Origin of the sequence: Cytobacillus spartinae, assembly GCF_042865285.1 — a bacterium.
GTDB lineage: Bacteria > Bacillota > Bacilli > Bacillales > Cytobacillaceae > Robertmurraya_A > Robertmurraya_A spartinae.
In genome coordinates this window covers 117,781-135,896 of the sequence record NZ_JBIACK010000004.1, presented here as the reverse complement: position 1 = coordinate 135,896, position 18,116 = coordinate 117,781, and the positions used below count along the sequence as shown (strand labels likewise).

The window sequence follows — 18,116 nt, the reverse complement described above, 5'->3', positions numbered from 1 at the left end:
TCATGTATAATAAAGATATACAAAACGTTGGAGCGTGATGAAGATGAACAAGATTCAAGAACTGGAATCTCGATTGAAAGACCGAGAAACCTCCTTGCTGCAACTAACGGAGTTGCGAAAAAAGGAAGAAGCGGAAATCAAGTCATTAAGAGAAGAGATTAAACGTGAAAAAGACCGTCACTACCTTCAGCAAGGTCATTTTGTCGTCTTTTTGCAAGACACAAAAGTAAAAGTAGGCATCCTCAAAGAACATACCTACCTAGCAGGAAGCATTGGGTACGTACTCGCTTCGGATGTCCATGAAGAAACGTTTGTTGTGACCGATTTACATAAAAAGGTGAAAGAAGGAAGAGTTCGGTGGGATCAAGTCCGAAAAGCCGAGTACAGAGAGGTGAAAAAAGAACTTCTTCGCCCTATTTTTGAAGCAGCCGGAAGAAGGGTGTTTGAGTATCGAACCGGTGATATTGTGGCCTCCGACCTTAATGGAAGGTTACTCGTGTACCGAGAAAACCGAGAAGATTCTTTGAAGCGGCAAGAGACTTGTTTGTATGGATATGAAGATTCCTTTGCCTTTTCGGATTACGCACTCACGCCAGTTTGCTTTGTCGAGAATCGATTGGCTGAGAAACCGAGACATGTTCAGAATAAGAGATGAAAGAAGAAAACCACTTCATAGAAGTGGTTTCTTTATGTCCTTTTTGAGTTTGAAAGCCAATCCATGAGTTCAGAAATGTTTTCGACTTTTCCTTCCAATGATTCTTTCTCTCCCATGGGGTACAAAATCCAAATATTCGTGTGGTAGTCGAGGTAGAGTTTGCAGACATTGGCTTTTTCGAGAACAACAAATCCTTTTGCTTTCATGTTCATATCGTATCGAAAGCCTTTGTTCAGTAAATCTTGTTCCAGCAGTTGAGCATTGGGGTATTTCGGTTGTAGGTTAAAAGGTTGCATGGGGAATTCTCCTTTCGGTGGGAGATGAGATTAAAAAAACTCCTGTGACCCCTCGAATGCGAGAGAGCCGGGGTTGTAACTTCGCAGTTTTCAAGTAAAAACAGGCGATGAACGGAGATTTTGACACACCCCCTATTCCTTCTAAAATGTTTTTCACTGTGGATTCATGGGAACGGTCAAAGAAGATGGTGTATTCATATTGCCTGAAAAAGGTCATTGGGATCCCTCCTTGTAACGATAGTATCGTCTTCGGTTTTCCAACTTGGTTTCACACCAATCCTTTTCAAGGGAAAGCAGGGCTTGAGCCAAGGAGGACTTTGGGGAATGATAGTGGGTATGAACCTCCTCGATGATTTCGTTTAAGGAAAACCATTTGCGAGGCTTTCTCCTTAATAGTGTTTTAACTTGCTCCATGGTTCGTTTGTAAGGAGTCACATAGCCCCCTTCATTCGTTCCGCCTACTGGATTGGCTAATACATCGTGACCAATAAAGTCACGAAGGTCAGATTGAATGGAGCGAGTTAGTTTCGGAGTGAGGTAACCAGCAGCAAAAGGTTCTGATGTTAGATGGTTCGGTGGATGAACTTCTATCAACCCAATCCCTTCTTGTAGCAATAGTTTTTTGACGTAAGGATGAATCCACTTCCTCCCTCTTGGTATAGCAATGTAGACGTGATGAGCATAGGGTTTCCACTGTAGGGCTTGATGAATAACCTCAAAGTTGAGGCTTTTTTTCATTTCAACCACGGTGACTATCTTACCTGAAATCCCTACCACATCGGCTCTCCAACCGCCTCCAAACGGGCATACTTCGGAATAAACCGTGTAACCCGCTTGTTCTAAGAAGGTTTTAACTGGAACAAATAGTTGGCATTCTTTCATAGGAGTCTCCCGGTTCGAGGAACATTGGCTCTTTCAACATAGGGAAGAGCTCGGATGACAGACAAGGGATGAGTGGTTTCTAAGAAGAAAATGGGTAGGATTTTACTTTGATAGGAAATGGTTCCGTACTGAAGGAGATTCTTTTCGTCTTCTTCGATTCTATCGTCTTTTAAACGAAGAATGAACGTGTGTGTCGGTGGTGTAATCGGAATGAAATCTTCCGTCCCACATTTTGGGCAACTTTCTTGTTCTATGGATAGAAACTCGGTATCACAAAATTGACAGTGAGCAATCAAGAGTATTCCTCCTTTTCTAGCTGAAGGGTGTAAGACGTTTGAACAAACCGTTCGGCTTCACTTTGGGTTAAAAAAGCATCCATCTCATCGCCATCCATCTCAATGACGAGGAATACCTCTTCTCCTTCTTTGGCATGGAGCTCGTAACTTCCGTCTACCTCTCCCCACTCAAGGGTGCAAGGGTAGACTTGTTTTGTCTTTTTATCTCCCACGTACATGACAAAACCCAAATCGGTCATAGACCAAAGAGTATACTCAGGGGTTTCGTAAAATGGCATGACATCCCCTCCTATTCTACGACAACGCCGAATTCTTCAAGGATGCGACGTTTCGCTTCTTTTACCACTTCAGGGTGTGTTTCTTCTCCTTGCCATCCCGTAAACAAGGATTGGATGAGCCCTTCTTTTGTTTGAAGCATGCTCTTCCACTTGTTGATTTGCTGTTCAAGGTGTTGTTCCGCTTCTTCTTTTGAAAAGAAGTAGAGGGAGCCTACATGTTTTTCCCACGTAACCGGCCAAGCAAGCGTGTAGTAGGAAAGGTGTTCAATCGTGGTTTTTAAGCAGTACCCAGATTCGTACTTGTCGTTTTTCTTCAAGGTCCACGGTTGAATCGGACACCAGATGTACGACGGATCTACTACATAGACAGTTAAGCCTTCTTGAATCTCCGGGAATGATGCAACGGTTTGAGTGTTCACAAATATCTCCTCCTTAGTCTTAAATCCTTTCAATCTTTTTTCCTTACATGAAAAAAGATTAAGGAATTAAGATTTATAGTGTTTTTGATTGTTTTTCTTCTACTTCTTGAATGAGGGATTGGATAAGATCATCATACCCCTCTCCTAATCCGTTTTTTAGCATGCGTATGAAAAATTGGCTATACACGAAATCGGTAAAGATGTTCTCTTGGTTAACAGCCGAATAGCCAAAATCTTGTAATCCATGGACACAATGCGTAATGAGTTGTTCACGAGTCAATTTCGGCATGAGAAACCTCCATATCTGTCCGTTATATTCATATTATATCACGATATTCATTGTGTTTCGAGGGATGAACACATAAAAAAAGAAGAGGTTGACTACTCCTCTTCACAATACCCATATAGTGCGTTCGGCTGGCTGGCACTCGTATTTTCACTCTGTTGTAGGATATGCTGAACTCTCCCAATTTGATTGGATTCTAGGCGCACCTTGATGCCTCTGGGGTGATAGGAGCTGTTTGTTAACAGGTCTTTTACCACTCCTCTTGTGAGGATTCCTGTCGGCTGGTCCTTTTTTAACACAATGTCTACGGTCATTCCGGGCTTCACACAAGCCCGTTTTCTTCCATCCATGTTTCTTCCCTCCCTTTACGAAGGATTGCCTGGCCAGATGTCATCTGTTTCCAAACCGTTTTGTTTTTTCTTTTGTTTCTCTTGTTTTTCGTACTCCTTGCTGTATTCATGAGCAAGCATGCACAACGCAATGATTAAAATGAGAGCAAATGCACCTGTCATGATACACTCCTCCTTTGAGTCAAGGAAGAGCGGTTAGTCACAATGGCTTTCGAAATGGTCTCTGCGATAGTTTTAGCCATATTCATGACCAAGTTCAGTGGCGTACATTGCAGCATGAAGGGTTCCATGTATCCTCCAATGTTGACCACTCCAAGGAGTCCGTAATCTCCTACCACAATGCCTTGTTTTTGAGTAATCGCTCCTGCTGAAACACTTCCTTTAAAGAGACGAATATCCCCCACTTCTGAGGTCTTTCCTAGTGTACAGTCAATCGCGATTACGGTTTTACCTTTCGGAATGGAAGACACGATCTGTTGGATATTCTTGAAATGAACCGGAGAATCTAACGTTCCGTACACATGAGGGTACCCTTTTTCTTTAAGGAATGTGCCGACCAATGGACCGAGGCAATCCCCTGTCGCACGATCGGTGCCAATGCATACAAAGGCGATTTGAGAGGAAGGTAGGTGGCAAGGGAAAACTTCTTTCATGAGGGGGATTAAGTCAACAGTTGACTGTTTGGGGTGTGACGGGGCAACATAGGACATAGGGAAAACCTCCATATTTGAATTGAGTTTCTTACCCTTAAGTGTTAAAATCAGAACATACATTCGATTTTAAAGAGGTGGGAGCAATGTTACGAGATCGTGGAAAGATGAAATGGCAAGGGTTTTTCATGCCTGAACATATTCGAGCGTTAAGGGAGATGGAGATGGAGATGAAAGAAACAAAGAAACCTCTGTTGGATGAATACGAAATGCAGGAAATGAACGAAACGATTCAAACAGCTCTGCTTAATCGCTGGAAAGTAAGATTGACCCTGCACGAAAGAGGATTTGAAAGAGATGTGGAAGGCTGGATTCGGGGAGTGAGAACCCACGAACAAATACTGGAACTCAAAACGGAAGAGGAGTTGGAGAAAGTGGAGTTGGAAGCGTTGATTCGTGTTCAGTTGCTAGGCTAATGAGTTATTTCTTTTTAGAGATAGTGAGCATCGCATAGTCGTCTTCTAATAGGGTAATGTGAACGGTTTCCCCTTGGTTTAAGCAACGACTTTCTTTTAGGTTGTGTGTCATGAGAACCGTGAAGGTTTCTTTGCTCACACGAATTTCATTGAGGCAATGGCTTAATCCCTCCTTGTCAGGAAGACAATTCTCATCCGACAACACAACTCCTTTGCCCGCTTGAACGGTTCCCTTGTAGGCTCTCACTAGATAGTTTCGGTCTTTCCCGTTGGATTGCCAATCATAGTCCAATAGTGCTGGGTGAGCGGTTTCTTTCGTAAACGGAATTTGCTCCTTGACGCCGCATACCCCTGATCCTTGAATGGTTTCCACCGGGAATTGGGCGGTATCTGTTTGTTTAGGAGTTTCTTTTAAAAAGAGCAAAAATCCTACCGAAGCCAATAGCAACAACACGCCTAAGCCTAATAGCCATTCTGCTGTTCGTTTGTCAGACACGATAAACACTCCTTTCCTAAAAATGGTGTGCCTCTAACCCCGTCTAGGCACGTGCGATGGTCCCCGTTCTACTTGACCTTCGTTCCCTATGTTCTCTCTACCAGGTCATATACCCGTACGTTTTGTAATCGTGAGGCACGGGATTGACGTATTCTTCCCTATAGAGATGTTGTTTCATTTTTCTCCGGAATTTTCGCTGCGTGACTTTTTTCATCCACGTATCTTCATGTCCGGGAGACGTGCGGGTGTGCTCTCGTTTTCGATGGCGAATGAGTGCATCTTTTCGTGGGTCGAAGGCTCTTCCTTTTGGATTCACGTATCTTGCGTGAGCCTTTTGAAGTTGTTCTTCTTCCCATTGAATGTTTTCTTCTTGATTGATCATAGTATCCCTAGAGTGTGGGGGCATGATTTTCTGTTCAAACGAATGTCAACAGAAGCCGAAACCATCACCCTTAGTGAACCAATCCATATGGAATCATCAAACGCTTCACCTTCCTTTCTGTTTTGACTCCCTCTCTCTACAGCAATTTCTAAGAATGATCCGAAATCGAGTCTTATTTCCCTATGGGAAAAAAGATCTGTTAAACAGAATTCGGAATGTCGGAGTCGTTGAGGAATAAATGTTCATAAAGTGTTACGATTTCCACTCTTCCCCACCATTACCACTTCTTGTATATTGAAAACAGAGTGTGATTTTTCAATACCCAGGAGGAATTCTCGTGTTTACAGAGCGTTATGCGATTCAAATGAGAATGCAACAAATCATGCAAGAACGAGAAATGCTACAAGAAGAGTATCAACAGTTGTTTCAAAGATTACGAGAGTTGGATGAGCGAGAGTACGTTCGAAAGCAACAAGCCAACCCTTTCCCGTCGTATGAACACGCATTGCCCATAAAAGAAGCCGTTAAAGAAACAGTGGAAAAGATAGAAAAAAAACCAGAGACAGAAGAAACACCTATAGACCAATTGATCTCCCTTCACCAAAACGTAGAAGAAGTAGCTGTTTCAAAGGATGAGAAGCCTAAACGAAGTTCACGCTTCCTTGGGATTGATGAAGACTTGGCATCTCAAGTGGCTCAAGTGTTAAAGAAAGCAGGAGGCAAGATTCAACAAAAAGATTTCAAGCGGATACTTGAAGAGAAAGGACTCCTGAATACCTCAAACTTTGACCACTTTATCAAGCGAATCATGAAACTAAACCCTTCTATTCAAAAGCCGGTTCGTGGTCAGTTTGAGTATATAGAATCATAAGAGAGTACAAGAGGAATTCCTCTTGTGCTATTTTTTTGTTTCCTTGTGGGTTTTGTTTTTTATGTAAGACTTGAGGGTCAAAAAGAGAATGAGAGAAGAAAGGATGAAGATGATTCCTTGAATAGCAAAAGAATCGGTGAGAAAGGTGGAAACACTTGCAGCAAAGGCACCGAGCGAGAACCATAAAAGGACAAAGGCGCCCGTGGCGAGCTCTGCTGTCAAGGTGAGAATCCCAAAGACAAACCAAATCACAAACATGGAAAACCCCTCCCTTAAACGCACATAACCGAAGCCCCCTTCTCGAATGTTAGTGAGAATTCGGATCGGCGGATTCGAGATGCCACTTCTGCAATAAGTAGGCATACAAGGAAGCAAGCGTCGCATCAAAGAGGAAACCATTCCAATCTCCCGTAAAAGCAAGAAGTGGGGCTTCCACCATGTTGAATACATAGAAAATGATGATGAGTTTCACCAGTAATCCTCTTGAATGATACATCTTCATCAAGTCATTCCACATTGAATGTTCCCCTTTCTTCTAAGAGATTCGTAGATGGGCTACGCTGTTTGGTAACGCTTCTTTAAGTAGTAGGCTAAACCGAGGGCAAACAAGGCATTTCCGCAGAAGGCGCCTACGTTTCCTTTAATGGCTTCAAACGGGGCTTCTACCATGTTCACGAGATACCACAAGATACAGATTTTATCGAATAGTCCTGCGTCATGGTATTTTGTTTTTAAGTCATGTAACACAAGAAATCCCTACTTCCCCTTAGAAAATAATGCCGACAACGAGACTCGAACTCGTAACCTCTTCCTTACCATGGAATTGCTCTACCATTGGAGCTATGCCGGCGTTTGGTGCGGTTGACGGGACTTGAACCCGTACGTCACGATGGACACCACCCCCTCAAGATGGCGTGTCTGCCTTTCCACCACAACCGCAAAGTATATCATGTTACTATTCTATCAAAATACCGATATTCAATCAAGGATAATAGGCTTTATTTTAAACGTAAAAAAGTGAACCCATTAAAAAGGTTCACCTCTTCCTTTTTCCTAAAAAATCTGCTTCAAATGCCTGTTGTTGTTCCAAATATCTTAATTTCTCCTTGAGAGAATTTAAGACTAATTCATCAAACGAATCATCAAAGAACATATCCGGAAGATGTGTTTGAGTCCGATTTTCTTTCAGAAATTCGGATTGACGGTACGTACAGTCTTTGCAAACCAAAATGACCTGTTCTCCCTCGATTTTGGGTTCAAGGTTTTGATGTGTGCTGGTTTCTGTTCTGAAATCTACAATTTCAGATTACAGGTTAAAGGGTGAATCATTTGTAAGGATTGATAGTCCTCAATACGTTTGGCGATTTTTTCAAGGATCATGAGATTTCCTTCTTTCTTCATCTTAGTCTAGTAAAGGGATCCCTTCGGATGATTCGGATTAAAAGGTTACTTGAATATAGGTAAGGAGGAGGTTGATCAGGAGCAAGAGAAAACAGACGCCTACTTCGGGATTGTTCTTGAGTTGTCTGGTTGCATGCTCCATTTCAGCGATTTCCCTCATAGAAAGTTCCTTCCGCCCTTTCCAGATTCGATAGGCGACCTTTAATCGTTTCCAAAGCGAGTAGGCACCGAGAAACAAAAGACTGATGAACAACAAAAGCATTTCTAGGTCTACATGAAAGACAAATAGATTGAGGATGCCTAGAATCCAACAAGGAATGAGCAACGGATGAAGCAACAAGCGATATTTGCTGTTCATGACCGTGACCTTGGATACCTTCGAAGAATTCATTTGAGGGAGGAATGGCCACTCCGCTTTTCCTCCTGCGGAGCGAAGCAGTCTAGTAGAAACTCTTCTTTTAAAAGAGGAGTTCTTCATGAGCGTAATCTCTTTGGGATACGTTCTTCGGTTTGAACTTTCCCTCTTACACGGTGGGGACTAGAGGATACAGGCGTAAAATCATCACACACCGATTGTACTGGAAGTTCCGCTCGGTGTTTGGAGCAACGAATATTTCCTCTCATACGGAAAGTCTGATGTTCGCAGTAAATACAGGTATCAGCAAGTCTGGCATTTGGCAGCATGAAGAACCCTCCTTTGTACGAGTTAATAATGCATATATTATACCATAATTCCGATGTTCTCATCAATGAAACTAACAGTCTATTTTCCTTACATGAGAGAACGTGTGTGCGCTATACTAAAAGGTAAAAGAGGTAAGTTGTGTGCAAAAGGGGGAAATGATATGAAGAACTTTTCAATGGATGCGATGCTGGAACTTGAGTCTCAGCTGCAGGATTATGGATGGATTGCTCACCATGAGGATTCACCAGACGGGAAAACCGCGAATCATCATACGCACGGTCTTGCCGAAAACTTTGATCATGATGACTTTCAGCTCGTGCTTGATGTGGACCCACGGATTCCACAAGAAATCTTCAGTCGCTTAGTTGATTTAGTGGCCGAAGGGACTGTGTTTCAAGAAGGCAAACGTTATGCCCGGGTGATAACCGGTTTTGAAGTCGAAATGAAACGAGTGGAAGAGGATGAGCGGGAGCTGCTTAGAGTGATTCTGCCGGATCCCAATGGAAAGTTTCCAGAGGATGACGGCTGTGAAGAGATGTACATGATGCAGGCTCATGCTTTCTTATAATAGGTTCCTTTGGTAATGACATATTCCTTTATTCGTAATAAACATGCTATACTAAAGACAAGTCTATCACTTTCAATCTTTTTTCCTTTAAGGAAAAAAGAATAGCATGAGGAGGAAGGAATATGAAAAAATGGTTGTTTGTTCTTCTGTCTTTGGTATTGGTCGGTTGCTCGGCTCCGTCGGTGTCACTCGATTCTAGTGAGACCGCCTATGCAGAAGAACCGTCTTCGAAACGAGTAAACGTGAAATTGTCTAAACCGATTGATGGCGATACGATTGAGGTCGTCATCGGGAAAAAGACCGAAAAGGTACGCTACTTGTTAGTCGACGCTCCTGAAACGTCTCACCCGAAGTTAGGGGTTCAGCCGTTTGGAAAAGAGGCAAAAGACTTTAATGCTTCTGTGGTTCAAAAGGCAAAGAAACTGGAACTTGAGTTTGATGTGAGTGAGCGGGATAAGTACGGAAGACTTCTGGCTTACGTATATGCAGACGGGAAAAGTGTTCAAGAAGAGCTCCTAAAGCGTGGGTTGGTTCGAGTGGCGTATGTGTACGCCCCGAATACGAAGTACGTCGACAAGTACCGCAGCCTCCAGAAAGAAGCGATGAAAAAAGGCGTGGGCATTTACTCCATTGAAAACTATGTGCAAGAAGATGGGTTTCATCCAGAGGTGATCAAGAAGAAAACCTCCACCCCTAAGACATCCCCTTCTTCTAGCTGCGTGGTGAAAGGAAACATCGCCTCCAGTGGAGAAAAGATCTACCACATCAAAGGCGGTGCTTCTTACAACAGCGTGAAACCAGAAGCGTGTTTCAAAACGGAACAAGAAGCGAAGAATGCCGGGTACCGAAAAGCCAAACGATAAACAAAGACCAAAAAAAGACTCTCCAACGCAGATTGCTTGGAGAGTTTTTCTTGCTTTCTTCTATTGGTCTGCGACCTTATCAAGGCGAACTCCATCAAGGGGTACTCCCCTTATGCTTTCAATCGGTTGAAGGTTGCCTCTCGTTGAAGCAAGAACCTCTGGTGAATCTCGATGACATCTCGTAAGAACGATTCCACCTCTTTTTCCCATCCAACTTCCTTCTTTTTGGTTTGCCTCCGAATGTAGTGATCCACGAATTTGAAATTGGATTTTTGCATGGAATCGGAGAAATCAACGAGTTGTTTGTAGGTTACTTTTAAGGTTTCAATTTGGCTCCCATTTGAACCACTCCTTTTTGAAAATGTACCTTCAGAGGATTTGCACCTCTCTCTAGGGTGGGTCTTCCCTACGCTGCACTTGCCATTCAAGGTTACCTGAATGCGAGGACTCGCACCTCCACACACCCCCCTTACTTTGGGCTGGTACTAAAACAAAGGTACATAATCTGAAATCATTCGGTGAATTCAGACTGTATTAAACAGGATATGGGAAAGGATAGACTCCAAGAATCGTAATCATGGATTGGCTCAGACGAAACACTCTCGAACGTTCTTGAAGAATCTTTACGGCGGCTTCTTCAGGAGAAGAGGCTTTGACTAGGGAGCGAACACATAGCGGTTCCTCGGTTCCGTGATGGCTGCACCACTCGACGATATACCTATTCATCGGAATCCCTCCTTTCAAGGTTGGGAGTCTTATTTCCCTTTAGGAAAAAAGATTGAGTCTTATTTCCCTTTAGGAAAAAAGATTGAGTCTTATTTCCCTTTGGGAGATAAGATTATAAGATACCCCCGGTGAGACTCGAACTCAACACTGTCACGGGCCTAAACCGTGTGCCTCTGCCTAATTGGGCTACGGGGGCAAAATTGGAGCGGACTACGGGAATCGAACCCGTGTCAACTGGTTGGAAGCCAGCCATCTTAACCGCTAGACCAAGCCCGCATACTGATATACCCCAAGCAGGACTCGAACCTGCACTGGATGGATTTTAAGTCCATTGTCTCCTGCCGATTGGACTATTGGGGCAAAAAAGATCTGAATACAACATTCAGACATAAAGGGATCATACTACCTCCCTTTTTGTCTCCGTTCCGAAATTCTTGTAAAGAAATTCGGATTAAAGAATCGAGATACTCGCTCTTGGCGATACGCTACTTCGGCTTTCAAAAGCGTTACAGTTGGAATGAACATGATTTTCCCTCCTGTCAATTCTTACGGAATCCGGTATCTGCCTTTCCACTGGAAGTTCAGATACCAGCCGATAAGAGGGTGAAGTTATGTCGTCACACCCATATTCAAGTAGAGAGAAATTTGAGAAAGCAAATAGGAAGGATCGCAATGCTCTACACCGATTTTCCACTTATGATGACGGTAGCACGAGGCTTTTTGAGGGGCAATCGGGATTCGAGTGAGGTGAGGAAAGGTTTCTTGCACTTTATTGGCGAGCCAATCCCCGGCTGGGTCTGGATCGGTGAGTAAAAACACTTGATCACATACGTCTAAAGCGGATTGAATCTCCTGTTTCACTCGGTTGTTAACCCGTGTGCCTTTTGCGACCACGACCACACTATCAGGAAACAACTGCTTGACGAGTGTTTCATCGTTGAATCCTTCGACGACAAAACCTACTTTCATCCTACTTCACCCCTTTTTTTATAAGTCACACGTCCACGGAATTGAACCGTGTCTAAACCTTCCCGCCCCTTTTTCTCATAGCCCAGGGTAAGAAATCAGATTGGAAAGGGGAGTTAGGACTCGAACCTAATGTTATCCTAGCCATACGTGTGATAATCCGAATTCCCTTTGGGATTTCGGAATCAATCCGAATTTCTGCAAGAAAATCGGACTAAAATCTGATTTTCGTTAGAATATCAGAACCGAAATTCTTGTTTAAGAATTTCAGATAAAACACGCCCACGGGAATCACTCTTTCTCTTCCGCTCCCCCATCTAGTAGTGCCGTGGATACCAAGAAACGAGAGGGAAGTGTAAGAAGACTCTGGCGTGTATAAGGAAGAGCGATAAAAACTGGACCTCCTAACCCTTCGCTTGGTCCTGTTAATTTCGGGTGTTGTGGCACCCAAAGAGCGTTTTCAATAGGGTGACGGGTGCGCTTTTTCCGCTCCTATTCGGTCGCATTCAACCACAACTTGCTCGACCGGGTTTTCTTACTCGACCATTCACGAGGAGTGTCCTCACAGAAGGAGTCAAAGTAAGATAAAGACAGTAGATAAGGATTTGCACCTTATAGGAGTAGCATGTTGTGACATGGATTGGTTCCATTTTTATGTGTTTTCTTTTTAACACTCCACCCATGTATCTACTCTTACACTTCATGAGCGTTTACCTATTCCGCCACTACCGTCTTGAGAAAGAATAAGACTTCGGTACTTCTTTCGTTTCCCTCGGGAGATTCCACATACTTGTGTATGCTCTTATTCATAGTCTGAAATTCTATGGAATTCAGATAAATGACCCTTACGGGATTCGAACCCGTACATCCACGCGTGAAAGGCGTGTTATCCGAAATCTGTTTTAACAGAATTCGGACTGTTCAACCAGTTTCACCAAAGGGCAATATGGCGGAGGCAGAGGGATTCGAACCCCCGCAGGCTGTTACACCCCTAGCAGTTTTCAAGACTGTTCCCTTATAGCCAGACTTGGGTATGCCTCCGTATATGGTGGAGAGTGAGGGATTCGAACCCCCGCACGATTTCTCGCCTGTTCCGTTAGCAACGGAATCTCTTCAGCCTCTTGAGTAACTCTCCAAATAGGTTGATTCAGATGGTGCCCCCTAGAGGAATCGAACCTCTATCGCAAGATCCGTAGTCTTGCATGCTATCCGTTACACCAAAGGGGCATGATTCTGAATTCTTGTTCAAGTTCCGAAATCGCATGGGAATTCGGATCATTCAGATTAATGGCGCCCCCGGATGGAATTGAACCACCTTCAACGGAGTCAAAGTCCGTTGCATTAACCGTTATGCTACGGGGGTACAAGGAAAAAGTGCAGATGGTGAGTCTCAGCTCACAACGCGTGACCCGAAAGTTGGGTACGGCTTCTGTTTGGGGGGACATCTGCAAATAACGTAGGATGTATGATGAGGGTATTTCCCTAAAGGAATTTGGTGGACCTTGGGGGAATTGAACCCCCTCTACTTGCTTGCAAAGCAAACGTGCGAACCCGTTAACACTTAAGGCCCATATAGTCTGAATTAGTCCGAAATTCAGTGGAAATTCGGATACCTAAAGAAATTCAGATAGATGAATTCAAATGAATTCAAATGAATTCAAATAAGTGGGACCACCTGGATTCGAACCAGGGTAGACCGATTAAAAGTCGGCTATGTTAGCCACTACATCATGACCCCATATTTAAAGATTTGGCACAGACAGGAGGAATTGAACCTCCGGCTTCGGTTTTGGAGACCGACGTGTTTCCACTACACCATGCCCATATATTTGGTGGGAGGAGGATGAATCGAACATCCAAGGTCGATGACAACGGTTTTACAGACCGCCCCGCTTCCACTTACGGTCTATCCTCCCAGAAGAAAAGGCGAGGAATGATTCCTCATAAAGCAAGAAGGTTACTCTTGCCAAGGCTCTACATCGGACTTTGATACCACACGAAGTTCGTTTTTTAACACTTCCGGTTTTGTGCCAACTGGAGCCAATACGTATAGGTGTTGATTGTCTTTTACAATCTCGTACTCGGTTTCTCGGTTCATTGGCTCTAAAAATGCATCGACATCATCGGTTCCAATGAATCGTACTTTACTTGCTACTCCCATTTCTTCTCTTCCTTTCTGTTAATGTAGGGAAACCTTCTAACCAATCGGATACCATTTCTTGTTGCTCGGCATCCAATTCATGCCAGTGGGTTTGAAACCATGCATATTGGGCTTTTGATACCATAGGTTTATAGGTTTCATGATTAATAGGGAGAAATACGTACCAGCCTGTAGAACTTCCTCCCATCGGAATGTAAGATCGTTCTCGTAACTGGTCCACGCTTTCGTACGGATAGTCTCCTAAATTCGCTAGACGTTCCATTTCGTCTTGAGCAAATTCATGATGTCTCCCATACGAACATGGGTGAAATTGTCCTTCTGGATCTAACCAGCCTGATAATCCCATTGGTATTTCCTCCTTTAGACATATAATCGGAATGACAGGAATTGAACCTGCGACCCCTTGGTCCCAAACCAAGTGCTCTACCAAACTGAGCTACATCCCGTCATTTTGGGGAGACTAGAGGGACTCGAACCCTCTTAATCGGTTCCACAGACCGACGCGTTACCCATACGCCATAGCCTCAACAGAAGAATAGAGGGGTGTTCTATTTTCCTGTTCAATCTATGATTTAAGGTTAGGCTTTTTGTTTGCTGATCTTGTGCTTGACTAGAATGGCAACAGGCACTAACACTAAAGCAGATAGTCCACCAATGATTCCTACTTTTTTCTTGTTCATGTGTATTCCTCCTTGTTGAAGATTTCAGATTGGTAGCCCGTGAAGGAATCGAACCTTCTTATTCTTCTTGTAAGGAAGAACTCGTAACCAATGGAATCAACGGGCTATAGTTGGCGAAAGGCTTCCGAATTCTATGATTTCGGATTGATTATATCGTGCCTTTGCATTCTTTTTGGCGAAGGCACAGGGAATTGAACCCCGGTCTCTGCATGGACAGTGCAGCGTCATAGCCACTAGACCATACCTCCGAATTTGGTGGAGAAGGTTGGGATCGAACCAACATCCGAGGATTTTCAGTCCTCTGCATGATGGGCTCTGCCCGCCTCGAAACTCATTCTTTTGAATGAGTTGTGCGGAAACGATTGAAAATCGTTTTCGTGCCAGCCGTTAGGCTGTCATGAACCATCATTGCTACTGCTCCATTTGGCTTACCCTACCGGATTTGAACCGGTGACATTTCGGTTAACAGCCGAACGCTCTACCCACTGAGCTAAGGGCAAGATGTGATTGAAATTGGTACCGATGGCAAGATTCGAACTTGCGACCCCTCCCTTATCAAGAGAACGCTCTGCCCCTGAGCTACATCGGTATAGGATGTTGGAGAACAGGAAGGGACTCGAACCCTTTTCATATGGTTTTGCAGACCATACTCCCGAACCGTCGAGAAACCTGTCCATTTGGTAAGGCATGGGGGAATTGAACCCCCGATCCCGCCGTGAAAGGACGGTGTCTTCACCACTTGACCAATGCCTCATAGAATTTGGTTGCGGAGTAGGGAATTGAACCCTCGTTACAGGCTTATGAGACCTATCAGACGACCACGCCTAGCCCACCGCAATGATTAGTCCGAAATTCTTTCAAAAAGAAATTCGGATAGAAGAGTGCTTGAACCCGTATGACTAAGCCACTCAAGAGTTTTAACCTACTTAAACAGGACGCATCCTTGTAGGGGGAATCTATTACCCTTCTATTCTTCTTCTTCCTCTAACATGTGAGGCGGAATGAACTGAGCCATCCCTACACAAACCGCATACGCCATATCCATCAATTCAGGACCAGAAGTATTCACAAACTTCATTTTCATGGTCGTTTCGTCCTCCTCTTGAACCACTTGAGCGACAAATCCCTTTTGGATCTCCTCTTTGGTTCCATCGGAGTACAAGATGACAATGTTCGTTATGTCTTTTTCTTTTTCGATTTGTACTTGACTCATGTTTTCATTCCTCATTTCTCAAGGTATGTAGGTCAAACATAAGAGCCGGTGACAGGACTTGAACCCGCAAACACCCTCATTACAAGTGAGACGTTCTACCAATTGAACTACACCGGCAAAATGAACAAAAAAGGGGAATGCACTCTCTGAAGGGGGGCAGAGAATACATTCCCATAAACGATATACACTTTTGCCACAAAACCAGCCAACAGACAACAGGGATAGTTGAGGGAAAAAGAATCGGGATTAAGTATTCTCAAATAGAGTCAAAGAGACCATGTCAACGTAAATCGGTTGTTCATGTGTTGTGTTCTTTCCAATCATTCCGAACATGTCTTTCAACTCCTTTTCATTTGGTATACCTTTATACTACATTAATACCGATATTCAGTCAAGCGGTGAAATGGATTTTTTTTAAAAAAGTTTTGGAAGAAAAGAAAAACCCTTCTCCTTTTTGAATCCAAGCGGATTTCAAAAACAGAAAAAAGGTTATCTCTAACTTACTAGATAATAAAGCAGGACGAGGAAACCAGTCCAAAGCAATATGTTTACCACCTTGCTTGCTATATTCGTATGTGCGGTGTTCGGTTTCTTTTGGAGGAGTGTTCGAATCCCCCAAAGGACTCCAATCAGTGAGAGGATCACGAGCAACGGATGGCTTGTGAAAAATGTTATACCTTCATACCAAATCGTTTCAAGGGATCCACCACCTCCCCCTTCCACCCATCCAGCATAGTAGCCTTTTTGAAAGAGTGAGAGTTCCTCTTCGGTAAAGCCTCGTTCATAGTCTTCAAAGATGTACTCATTCGTGGCATCCCAATGCCCTTCCGAATACCCTTTCTCATAGACGGTTTGCTCTTGGGAAGAGTTCAGCACATGATCGTTATCCGAATCGTTATCGGTGGAATTGGAAGTGACCGAGACGACTTCTTCTGTTTCTTCCGCTTGTGCAGTGTCTTCGCTTTCGGAATCATTCCAGCCATCGGCATAGCCTTCTTCAAAAGTAATTTCGTCATAGATGACGGTGGTGCCATCATACTCAAGACCCTCTTGGTAATCGGAGTAGCCCCACTCGTAACCTGAGTTGTAACTATTCATGTAGCAGACCTCTAGCCCTTCTTCGTGGCCATCCGCAATTCCTTGTTCATAGCCATCTCCAAACGCTTGAGAACCTTCCCACCACCATTCGTACTCCTCCTCACACTCCGAGGTGTAAGAATAGGAATATTCATAGCCCAAATCGTAGCCTTCTTCATAGGTTCCCCCACCACCTCCGTATGAATCGTGGTAATGGTAGTCTCCGTAATTGAGTCCCCACTCGTGACAGTTGGTTCGGCACGTATGCCCTCCGCTTGAATCGGTATTCCCTGGATGAGCATAAGCAGGAGTGCTGAATAACATCGACACCACTATGACTCCAAATAATAGACTGAAACAACCTTTCATAGGTATTCTCCTTTAAATTTCTATGATTCTATTATTACAGAATCTACCAAGTATGGAAATGAAAAAAGAGAGGAGTTTTCCTCTCTATGGATTACAGGGATATAGGGTGAGAGATAGATGGAGATTCAACCAGAGTGTGAGCGGAATGACGTTTGATTTGAAAGGCTTGGATTTCCTCGCATGTGGCACGTCTCAAGTCTCCGTAATTCGAATAGCCATGCTTCTTTCCTTTTTCATCACAGATGTAAAGATGAGAGGTAAACACTTTTTCTATGGTAAACACGGAGCGATATTGGGTGCTATACACATACTCCCCTTCTTGGAAGTCGTGCAATGAGGTAGATGAGGTTGAGTTCATAGTTTTCCTCCTATGGTTTCTTCGATTTTGGCAAGACAAACAAGATTTCTTGTTCTTTTGAAAAGAAAAACTCAATTCTTGCAAGGTCGGCAATGTATTCATCGTCGTTTAAGCGAACCAATTCTTCTTGTAAACGCTGCTCTTCCCGCTTTACCTCTTTTAAGGCAAGGTGAAGGCTTTTTTGCTCTTTATGGGCTTCTTTGAGTTGGAAGTATTGTTTGGTGAGTGTGATTCCGAAATAAGCCCCAGCCAACAGGACCAGAACAGAACAAGCCAAGAGCCGACGTTTTATACGGACTTGTCGTTGTAGTCTTAGCGATGTAGTGGTGGGTTTCATTGAGTTCTTTCGTTCCTTTCGTGTAAGTATCGGTATTCTTTCGCTAAAAAGATGATTTCTTCGCACTGTTCCTCATTGAAACAGCCGATATGAGCCTCTTCACGGGTCAGATTCATCGAGTCCTGTATCCATTAATCCGAAAAACTCAAGAGTTTGGCTTGGTTTTGACAATACGGACAAATGACCATGGTAATCGCTCACTTTCGGGTAAAGGAATCCAATATCTTTTGCTCCTCTGGATCTCGTGGACGAACTCTTCCCTTTTTTAACCCACGTTCTTCTAAAATCTGCTGGTGAAGCGTGAGGGCTTCTTGGTGTGTTTCTTGGTTTTTTCGAATCTGTTGTTGTAATTCTGAAAGTTTTATGGTCTTCACA

Annotated in this window: 30 protein-coding genes, 23 tRNA genes and 1 pseudogene; 5 read left to right on the top strand and 49 right to left on the bottom strand. The window is 43.6% G+C overall.

Annotated features, from left to right (window positions below):
• Positions 1-43 precede the first annotated feature (43 nt).
• Positions 44-655 (top strand): hypothetical protein, encoded by a 612-nt coding sequence (locus tag ACFYKX_RS10720; protein ID WP_389360860.1) that lies wholly within the window; start codon positions 44-46, stop codon positions 653-655.
• A gap of 32 nt (positions 656-687) precedes the next feature.
• Here the strand turns inward: ACFYKX_RS10720 and ACFYKX_RS10715 are convergent, their stop codons facing one another.
• The 9 genes and pseudogenes from ACFYKX_RS10715 to yyaC form a co-directional block, all read right to left on the bottom strand.
• A complete protein-coding gene (locus ACFYKX_RS10715; RefSeq protein WP_389360858.1) occupies positions 688-951 on the bottom strand; it encodes a hypothetical protein in 264 nt (87 codons plus the stop codon).
• Between the two features lie 213 nt (positions 952-1,164).
• Entirely contained in the window at positions 1,165-1,833 is a 669-nt protein-coding gene (locus ACFYKX_RS10710; protein WP_389360856.1) for a hypothetical protein, read from the bottom strand.
• Complete coding sequence (locus ACFYKX_RS10705; protein WP_389360854.1) at positions 1,830-2,129, bottom strand: hypothetical protein; 300 nt, start codon at positions 2,127-2,129, stop codon at positions 1,830-1,832. Before ACFYKX_RS10705 ends, ACFYKX_RS10710 begins: the two co-directional genes overlap by 4 nt.
• Positions 2,126-2,407, bottom strand: coding sequence for a hypothetical protein (locus ACFYKX_RS10700; RefSeq protein ID WP_389360853.1), 282 nt, complete (start codon positions 2,405-2,407; stop codon positions 2,126-2,128). Before ACFYKX_RS10700 ends, ACFYKX_RS10705 begins: the two co-directional genes overlap by 4 nt.
• Before the next feature lie 11 nt (positions 2,408-2,418).
• Positions 2,419-2,826: a hypothetical protein gene (locus ACFYKX_RS10695; RefSeq protein WP_389360851.1), complete on the bottom strand. Its 408-nt coding sequence runs from the start codon at positions 2,824-2,826 to the stop codon at positions 2,419-2,421.
• A 73-nt stretch (positions 2,827-2,899) separates the two neighbouring features.
• Entirely contained in the window at positions 2,900-3,115 is a 216-nt protein-coding gene (locus ACFYKX_RS10690; RefSeq protein WP_389360849.1) for a hypothetical protein, read from the bottom strand.
• A 155-nt stretch (positions 3,116-3,270) separates the two neighbouring features.
• Positions 3,271-3,462: pseudogene (locus ACFYKX_RS10685) on the bottom strand (YwbE family protein); the annotation flags it as partial.
• A gap of 15 nt (positions 3,463-3,477) precedes the next feature.
• On the bottom strand, positions 3,478-3,624 hold the full coding sequence (locus ACFYKX_RS10680) for a hypothetical protein (RefSeq protein WP_389360848.1): 147 nt from the start codon (positions 3,622-3,624) through the stop codon (positions 3,478-3,480).
• Entirely contained in the window at positions 3,621-4,172 is a 552-nt protein-coding gene (yyaC, locus tag ACFYKX_RS10675) for a spore protease YyaC (protein ID WP_389360846.1), read from the bottom strand. The genes ACFYKX_RS10680 and yyaC overlap by 4 nt, the downstream gene beginning before the upstream one ends.
• Positions 4,173-4,258: 86 nt before the next feature.
• On the opposite strand from yyaC, the gene ACFYKX_RS10670 reads away from it, so the two are divergent.
• Positions 4,259-4,588: a YolD-like family protein gene (locus ACFYKX_RS10670; protein ID WP_389360844.1), complete on the top strand. Its 330-nt coding sequence runs from the start codon at positions 4,259-4,261 to the stop codon at positions 4,586-4,588.
• Between the two features lie 4 nt (positions 4,589-4,592).
• Here ACFYKX_RS10670 and ACFYKX_RS10665 read toward each other — a convergent pair whose 3' ends face one another.
• Positions 4,593-5,084: a hypothetical protein gene (locus ACFYKX_RS10665; protein ID WP_389360842.1), complete on the bottom strand. Its 492-nt coding sequence runs from the start codon at positions 5,082-5,084 to the stop codon at positions 4,593-4,595.
• Positions 5,085-5,803: 719 nt separating this feature from the next.
• Here ACFYKX_RS10665 and ACFYKX_RS10660 point away from each other — a divergent pair.
• On the top strand, positions 5,804-6,337 hold the full coding sequence (locus ACFYKX_RS10660; protein ID WP_389360840.1) for a Rok-like winged helix domain-containing protein: 534 nt from the start codon (positions 5,804-5,806) through the stop codon (positions 6,335-6,337).
• Positions 6,338-6,364: 27 nt separating this feature from the next.
• Here ACFYKX_RS10660 and ACFYKX_RS10655 read toward each other — a convergent pair whose 3' ends face one another.
• The 7 genes from ACFYKX_RS10655 to ACFYKX_RS10625 all read right to left on the bottom strand — a co-directional run bounded on the left by ACFYKX_RS10655 (position 6,365) and on the right by ACFYKX_RS10625 (position 8,422).
• Positions 6,365-6,595, bottom strand: a complete 231-nt coding sequence (locus ACFYKX_RS10655; RefSeq protein WP_389360838.1) for an NfeD family protein — start codon at positions 6,593-6,595, stop codon at positions 6,365-6,367.
• A 49-nt stretch (positions 6,596-6,644) separates the two neighbouring features.
• Positions 6,645-6,854 carry a hypothetical protein gene (locus tag ACFYKX_RS10650; RefSeq protein WP_389360836.1) on the bottom strand — a complete coding sequence of 70 codons (210 nt, stop codon included), beginning with the start codon at positions 6,852-6,854 and terminating at the stop codon, positions 6,645-6,647.
• A gap of 38 nt (positions 6,855-6,892) precedes the next feature.
• On the bottom strand, positions 6,893-7,084 hold the full coding sequence (locus ACFYKX_RS10645; protein WP_389360834.1) for a hypothetical protein: 192 nt from the start codon (positions 7,082-7,084) through the stop codon (positions 6,893-6,895).
• A gap of 30 nt (positions 7,085-7,114) precedes the next feature.
• Positions 7,115-7,187, bottom strand: a tRNA-Thr gene (locus ACFYKX_RS10640).
• Positions 7,188-7,190: 3 nt separating this feature from the next.
• A tRNA-Leu gene (locus ACFYKX_RS10635) sits at positions 7,191-7,276 on the bottom strand.
• A 499-nt stretch (positions 7,277-7,775) separates the two neighbouring features.
• Positions 7,776-8,216: a hypothetical protein gene (locus tag ACFYKX_RS10630; RefSeq protein WP_389360832.1), complete on the bottom strand. Its 441-nt coding sequence runs from the start codon at positions 8,214-8,216 to the stop codon at positions 7,776-7,778.
• A complete protein-coding gene (locus ACFYKX_RS10625) occupies positions 8,213-8,422 on the bottom strand; it encodes a hypothetical protein (protein WP_389360830.1) in 210 nt (69 codons plus the stop codon). Before ACFYKX_RS10625 ends, ACFYKX_RS10630 begins: the two co-directional genes overlap by 4 nt.
• A gap of 161 nt (positions 8,423-8,583) precedes the next feature.
• Here ACFYKX_RS10625 and ACFYKX_RS10620 point away from each other — a divergent pair, with 161 nt between their 5' ends.
• Both ACFYKX_RS10620 and ACFYKX_RS10615 read left to right on the top strand, forming a co-directional pair.
• The gene (locus ACFYKX_RS10620; RefSeq protein ID WP_389360828.1) at positions 8,584-8,991 is read left to right on the top strand and encodes a DUF4262 domain-containing protein; all 408 of its coding nucleotides are present in this window, start codon (positions 8,584-8,586) and stop codon (positions 8,989-8,991) included.
• 182 nt (positions 8,992-9,173) lie between these two features.
• Positions 9,174-9,854, top strand: coding sequence for a thermonuclease family protein (locus ACFYKX_RS10615; protein WP_389360826.1), 681 nt, complete (start codon positions 9,174-9,176; stop codon positions 9,852-9,854).
• Between the two features lie 60 nt (positions 9,855-9,914).
• On the opposite strand, the gene ACFYKX_RS10610 is transcribed toward ACFYKX_RS10615, so the two are convergent.
• The 32 genes from ACFYKX_RS10610 to ACFYKX_RS10455 all read right to left on the bottom strand — a co-directional run bounded on the left by ACFYKX_RS10610 (position 9,915) and on the right by ACFYKX_RS10455 (position 18,115).
• The gene (locus tag ACFYKX_RS10610) at positions 9,915-10,064 is read right to left on the bottom strand and encodes a hypothetical protein (RefSeq protein ID WP_389360824.1); all 150 of its coding nucleotides are present in this window, start codon (positions 10,062-10,064) and stop codon (positions 9,915-9,917) included.
• 324 nt (positions 10,065-10,388) lie between these two features.
• Positions 10,389-10,580: a hypothetical protein gene (locus tag ACFYKX_RS10605; protein WP_389360822.1), complete on the bottom strand. Its 192-nt coding sequence runs from the start codon at positions 10,578-10,580 to the stop codon at positions 10,389-10,391.
• 120 nt (positions 10,581-10,700) lie between these two features.
• Positions 10,701-10,776: transfer RNA gene (locus ACFYKX_RS10600), tRNA-Leu, on the bottom strand.
• Between the two features lie 5 nt (positions 10,777-10,781).
• Positions 10,782-10,856 (bottom strand) — tRNA-Gly (locus ACFYKX_RS10595).
• Positions 10,857-10,865: 9 nt separating this feature from the next.
• Positions 10,866-10,940: transfer RNA gene (locus ACFYKX_RS10590), tRNA-Leu, on the bottom strand.
• 42 nt (positions 10,941-10,982) lie between these two features.
• The gene (locus ACFYKX_RS10585) at positions 10,983-11,105 is read right to left on the bottom strand and encodes a hypothetical protein (protein WP_389360820.1); all 123 of its coding nucleotides are present in this window, start codon (positions 11,103-11,105) and stop codon (positions 10,983-10,985) included.
• 84 nt (positions 11,106-11,189) lie between these two features.
• Positions 11,190-11,549 carry a toprim domain-containing protein gene (locus ACFYKX_RS10580; protein WP_389360818.1) on the bottom strand — a complete coding sequence of 120 codons (360 nt, stop codon included), beginning with the start codon at positions 11,547-11,549 and terminating at the stop codon, positions 11,190-11,192.
• An 836-nt stretch (positions 11,550-12,385) separates the two neighbouring features.
• Positions 12,386-12,489 (bottom strand) — tRNA-OTHER (locus ACFYKX_RS10575).
• Between the two features lie 4 nt (positions 12,490-12,493).
• A tRNA-Ser gene (locus ACFYKX_RS10570) sits at positions 12,494-12,587 on the bottom strand.
• Positions 12,588-12,592: 5 nt separating this feature from the next.
• Positions 12,593-12,681 (bottom strand) — tRNA-Ser (locus tag ACFYKX_RS10565).
• 17 nt (positions 12,682-12,698) lie between these two features.
• Positions 12,699-12,773, bottom strand: a tRNA-Arg gene (locus ACFYKX_RS10560).
• A 266-nt stretch (positions 12,774-13,039) separates the two neighbouring features.
• Positions 13,040-13,116, bottom strand: a tRNA-Ala gene (locus tag ACFYKX_RS10555).
• A gap of 96 nt (positions 13,117-13,212) precedes the next feature.
• Positions 13,213-13,284: transfer RNA gene (locus tag ACFYKX_RS10550), tRNA-Lys, on the bottom strand.
• A 13-nt stretch (positions 13,285-13,297) separates the two neighbouring features.
• Positions 13,298-13,371 (bottom strand) — tRNA-Trp (locus ACFYKX_RS10545).
• 5 nt (positions 13,372-13,376) lie between these two features.
• Positions 13,377-13,462 (bottom strand) — tRNA-Tyr (locus tag ACFYKX_RS10540).
• 41 nt (positions 13,463-13,503) lie between these two features.
• Positions 13,504-13,707 carry a hypothetical protein gene (locus tag ACFYKX_RS10535; protein ID WP_389360816.1) on the bottom strand — a complete coding sequence of 68 codons (204 nt, stop codon included), beginning with the start codon at positions 13,705-13,707 and terminating at the stop codon, positions 13,504-13,506.
• The gene (locus ACFYKX_RS10530) at positions 13,691-14,053 is read right to left on the bottom strand and encodes a hypothetical protein (protein ID WP_389360814.1); all 363 of its coding nucleotides are present in this window, start codon (positions 14,051-14,053) and stop codon (positions 13,691-13,693) included. The genes ACFYKX_RS10535 and ACFYKX_RS10530 overlap by 17 nt, the downstream gene beginning before the upstream one ends.
• A 26-nt stretch (positions 14,054-14,079) precedes the next feature.
• Positions 14,080-14,153: transfer RNA gene (locus ACFYKX_RS10525), tRNA-Pro, on the bottom strand.
• 6 nt (positions 14,154-14,159) lie between these two features.
• Positions 14,160-14,233: transfer RNA gene (locus ACFYKX_RS10520), tRNA-His, on the bottom strand.
• 184 nt (positions 14,234-14,417) lie between these two features.
• A tRNA-Val gene (locus ACFYKX_RS10515) sits at positions 14,418-14,493 on the bottom strand.
• A 67-nt stretch (positions 14,494-14,560) separates the two neighbouring features.
• Positions 14,561-14,635 (bottom strand) — tRNA-Asp (locus tag ACFYKX_RS10510).
• 5 nt (positions 14,636-14,640) lie between these two features.
• Positions 14,641-14,808 (bottom strand) — tRNA-Phe (locus tag ACFYKX_RS10505).
• 3 nt (positions 14,809-14,811) lie between these two features.
• Positions 14,812-14,887 (bottom strand) — tRNA-Asn (locus tag ACFYKX_RS10500).
• A gap of 14 nt (positions 14,888-14,901) precedes the next feature.
• Positions 14,902-14,976: transfer RNA gene (locus ACFYKX_RS10495), tRNA-Ile, on the bottom strand.
• Between the two features lie 9 nt (positions 14,977-14,985).
• A tRNA-Cys gene (locus ACFYKX_RS10490) sits at positions 14,986-15,062 on the bottom strand.
• 3 nt (positions 15,063-15,065) lie between these two features.
• A tRNA-Glu gene (locus tag ACFYKX_RS10485) sits at positions 15,066-15,140 on the bottom strand.
• A 214-nt stretch (positions 15,141-15,354) separates the two neighbouring features.
• Positions 15,355-15,600, bottom strand: a complete 246-nt coding sequence (locus ACFYKX_RS10480) for a hypothetical protein (protein ID WP_389360812.1) — start codon at positions 15,598-15,600, stop codon at positions 15,355-15,357.
• A gap of 43 nt (positions 15,601-15,643) precedes the next feature.
• A tRNA-Thr gene (locus tag ACFYKX_RS10475) sits at positions 15,644-15,717 on the bottom strand.
• 378 nt (positions 15,718-16,095) lie between these two features.
• Positions 16,096-17,046: a YHYH domain-containing protein gene (locus tag ACFYKX_RS10470; protein WP_389360811.1), complete on the bottom strand. Its 951-nt coding sequence runs from the start codon at positions 17,044-17,046 to the stop codon at positions 16,096-16,098.
• 91 nt (positions 17,047-17,137) lie between these two features.
• Complete coding sequence (locus ACFYKX_RS10465) at positions 17,138-17,404, bottom strand: hypothetical protein (protein ID WP_389360809.1); 267 nt, start codon at positions 17,402-17,404, stop codon at positions 17,138-17,140.
• A gap of 10 nt (positions 17,405-17,414) precedes the next feature.
• Entirely contained in the window at positions 17,415-17,741 is a 327-nt protein-coding gene (locus ACFYKX_RS10460) for an FtsB family cell division protein (RefSeq protein WP_389360807.1), read from the bottom strand.
• A gap of 197 nt (positions 17,742-17,938) precedes the next feature.
• Positions 17,939-18,115: a hypothetical protein gene (locus tag ACFYKX_RS10455; protein WP_389360805.1), complete on the bottom strand. Its 177-nt coding sequence runs from the start codon at positions 18,113-18,115 to the stop codon at positions 17,939-17,941.
• Position 18,116 lies beyond the last annotated feature (1 nt).

Bases quoted from the DNA above. Each gene is read 5' to 3' on its own strand.
- ACFYKX_RS10720 (WP_389360860.1), top strand. From the start codon at position 44: ATGAACAAGATTCAAGAACTGGAATCTCGATTGAAAGACCGAGAAACC.
- ACFYKX_RS10715 (WP_389360858.1), bottom strand. From the start codon at position 951: ATGCAACCTTTTAACCTACAACCGAAATACCCCAATGCTCAACTGCTG.
- ACFYKX_RS10710 (WP_389360856.1), bottom strand. From the start codon at position 1,833: ATGAAAGAATGCCAACTATTTGTTCCAGTTAAAACCTTCTTAGAACAA.
- ACFYKX_RS10700 (WP_389360853.1), bottom strand. From the start codon at position 2,407: ATGCCATTTTACGAAACCCCTGAGTATACTCTTTGGTCTATGACCGAT.
- ACFYKX_RS10690 (WP_389360849.1), bottom strand. From the start codon at position 3,115: ATGCCGAAATTGACTCGTGAACAACTCATTACGCATTGTGTCCATGGA.
- ACFYKX_RS10680 (WP_389360848.1), bottom strand. From the start codon at position 3,624: ATGACAGGTGCATTTGCTCTCATTTTAATCATTGCGTTGTGCATGCTT.
- yyaC (WP_389360846.1), bottom strand. From the start codon at position 4,172: ATGTCCTATGTTGCCCCGTCACACCCCAAACAGTCAACTGTTGACTTA.
- ACFYKX_RS10670 (WP_389360844.1), top strand. From the start codon at position 4,259: ATGTTACGAGATCGTGGAAAGATGAAATGGCAAGGGTTTTTCATGCCT.
- ACFYKX_RS10655 (WP_389360838.1), bottom strand. From the start codon at position 6,595: ATGTTTGTGATTTGGTTTGTCTTTGGGATTCTCACCTTGACAGCAGAG.
- ACFYKX_RS10650 (WP_389360836.1), bottom strand. From the start codon at position 6,854: ATGTGGAATGACTTGATGAAGATGTATCATTCAAGAGGATTACTGGTG.
- ACFYKX_RS10630 (WP_389360832.1), bottom strand. From the start codon at position 8,216: ATGAAGAACTCCTCTTTTAAAAGAAGAGTTTCTACTAGACTGCTTCGC.
- ACFYKX_RS10625 (WP_389360830.1), bottom strand. From the start codon at position 8,422: ATGCTGCCAAATGCCAGACTTGCTGATACCTGTATTTACTGCGAACAT.
- ACFYKX_RS10620 (WP_389360828.1), top strand. From the start codon at position 8,584: ATGAAGAACTTTTCAATGGATGCGATGCTGGAACTTGAGTCTCAGCTG.
- ACFYKX_RS10610 (WP_389360824.1), bottom strand. From the start codon at position 10,064: ATGGGAAAAAGAGGTGGAATCGTTCTTACGAGATGTCATCGAGATTCA.
- ACFYKX_RS10605 (WP_389360822.1), bottom strand. From the start codon at position 10,580: ATGAATAGGTATATCGTCGAGTGGTGCAGCCATCACGGAACCGAGGAA.
- ACFYKX_RS10585 (WP_389360820.1), bottom strand. From the start codon at position 11,105: ATGTTCATTCCAACTGTAACGCTTTTGAAAGCCGAAGTAGCGTATCGC.
- ACFYKX_RS10580 (WP_389360818.1), bottom strand. From the start codon at position 11,549: ATGAAAGTAGGTTTTGTCGTCGAAGGATTCAACGATGAAACACTCGTC.
- ACFYKX_RS10535 (WP_389360816.1), bottom strand. From the start codon at position 13,707: ATGGGAGTAGCAAGTAAAGTACGATTCATTGGAACCGATGATGTCGAT.
- ACFYKX_RS10530 (WP_389360814.1), bottom strand. From the start codon at position 14,053: ATGGGATTATCAGGCTGGTTAGATCCAGAAGGACAATTTCACCCATGT.
- ACFYKX_RS10480 (WP_389360812.1), bottom strand. From the start codon at position 15,600: ATGAGTCAAGTACAAATCGAAAAAGAAAAAGACATAACGAACATTGTC.
- ACFYKX_RS10470 (WP_389360811.1), bottom strand. From the start codon at position 17,046: ATGAAAGGTTGTTTCAGTCTATTATTTGGAGTCATAGTGGTGTCGATG.
- ACFYKX_RS10465 (WP_389360809.1), bottom strand. From the start codon at position 17,404: ATGAACTCAACCTCATCTACCTCATTGCACGACTTCCAAGAAGGGGAG.
- ACFYKX_RS10460 (WP_389360807.1), bottom strand. From the start codon at position 17,741: ATGAAACCCACCACTACATCGCTAAGACTACAACGACAAGTCCGTATA.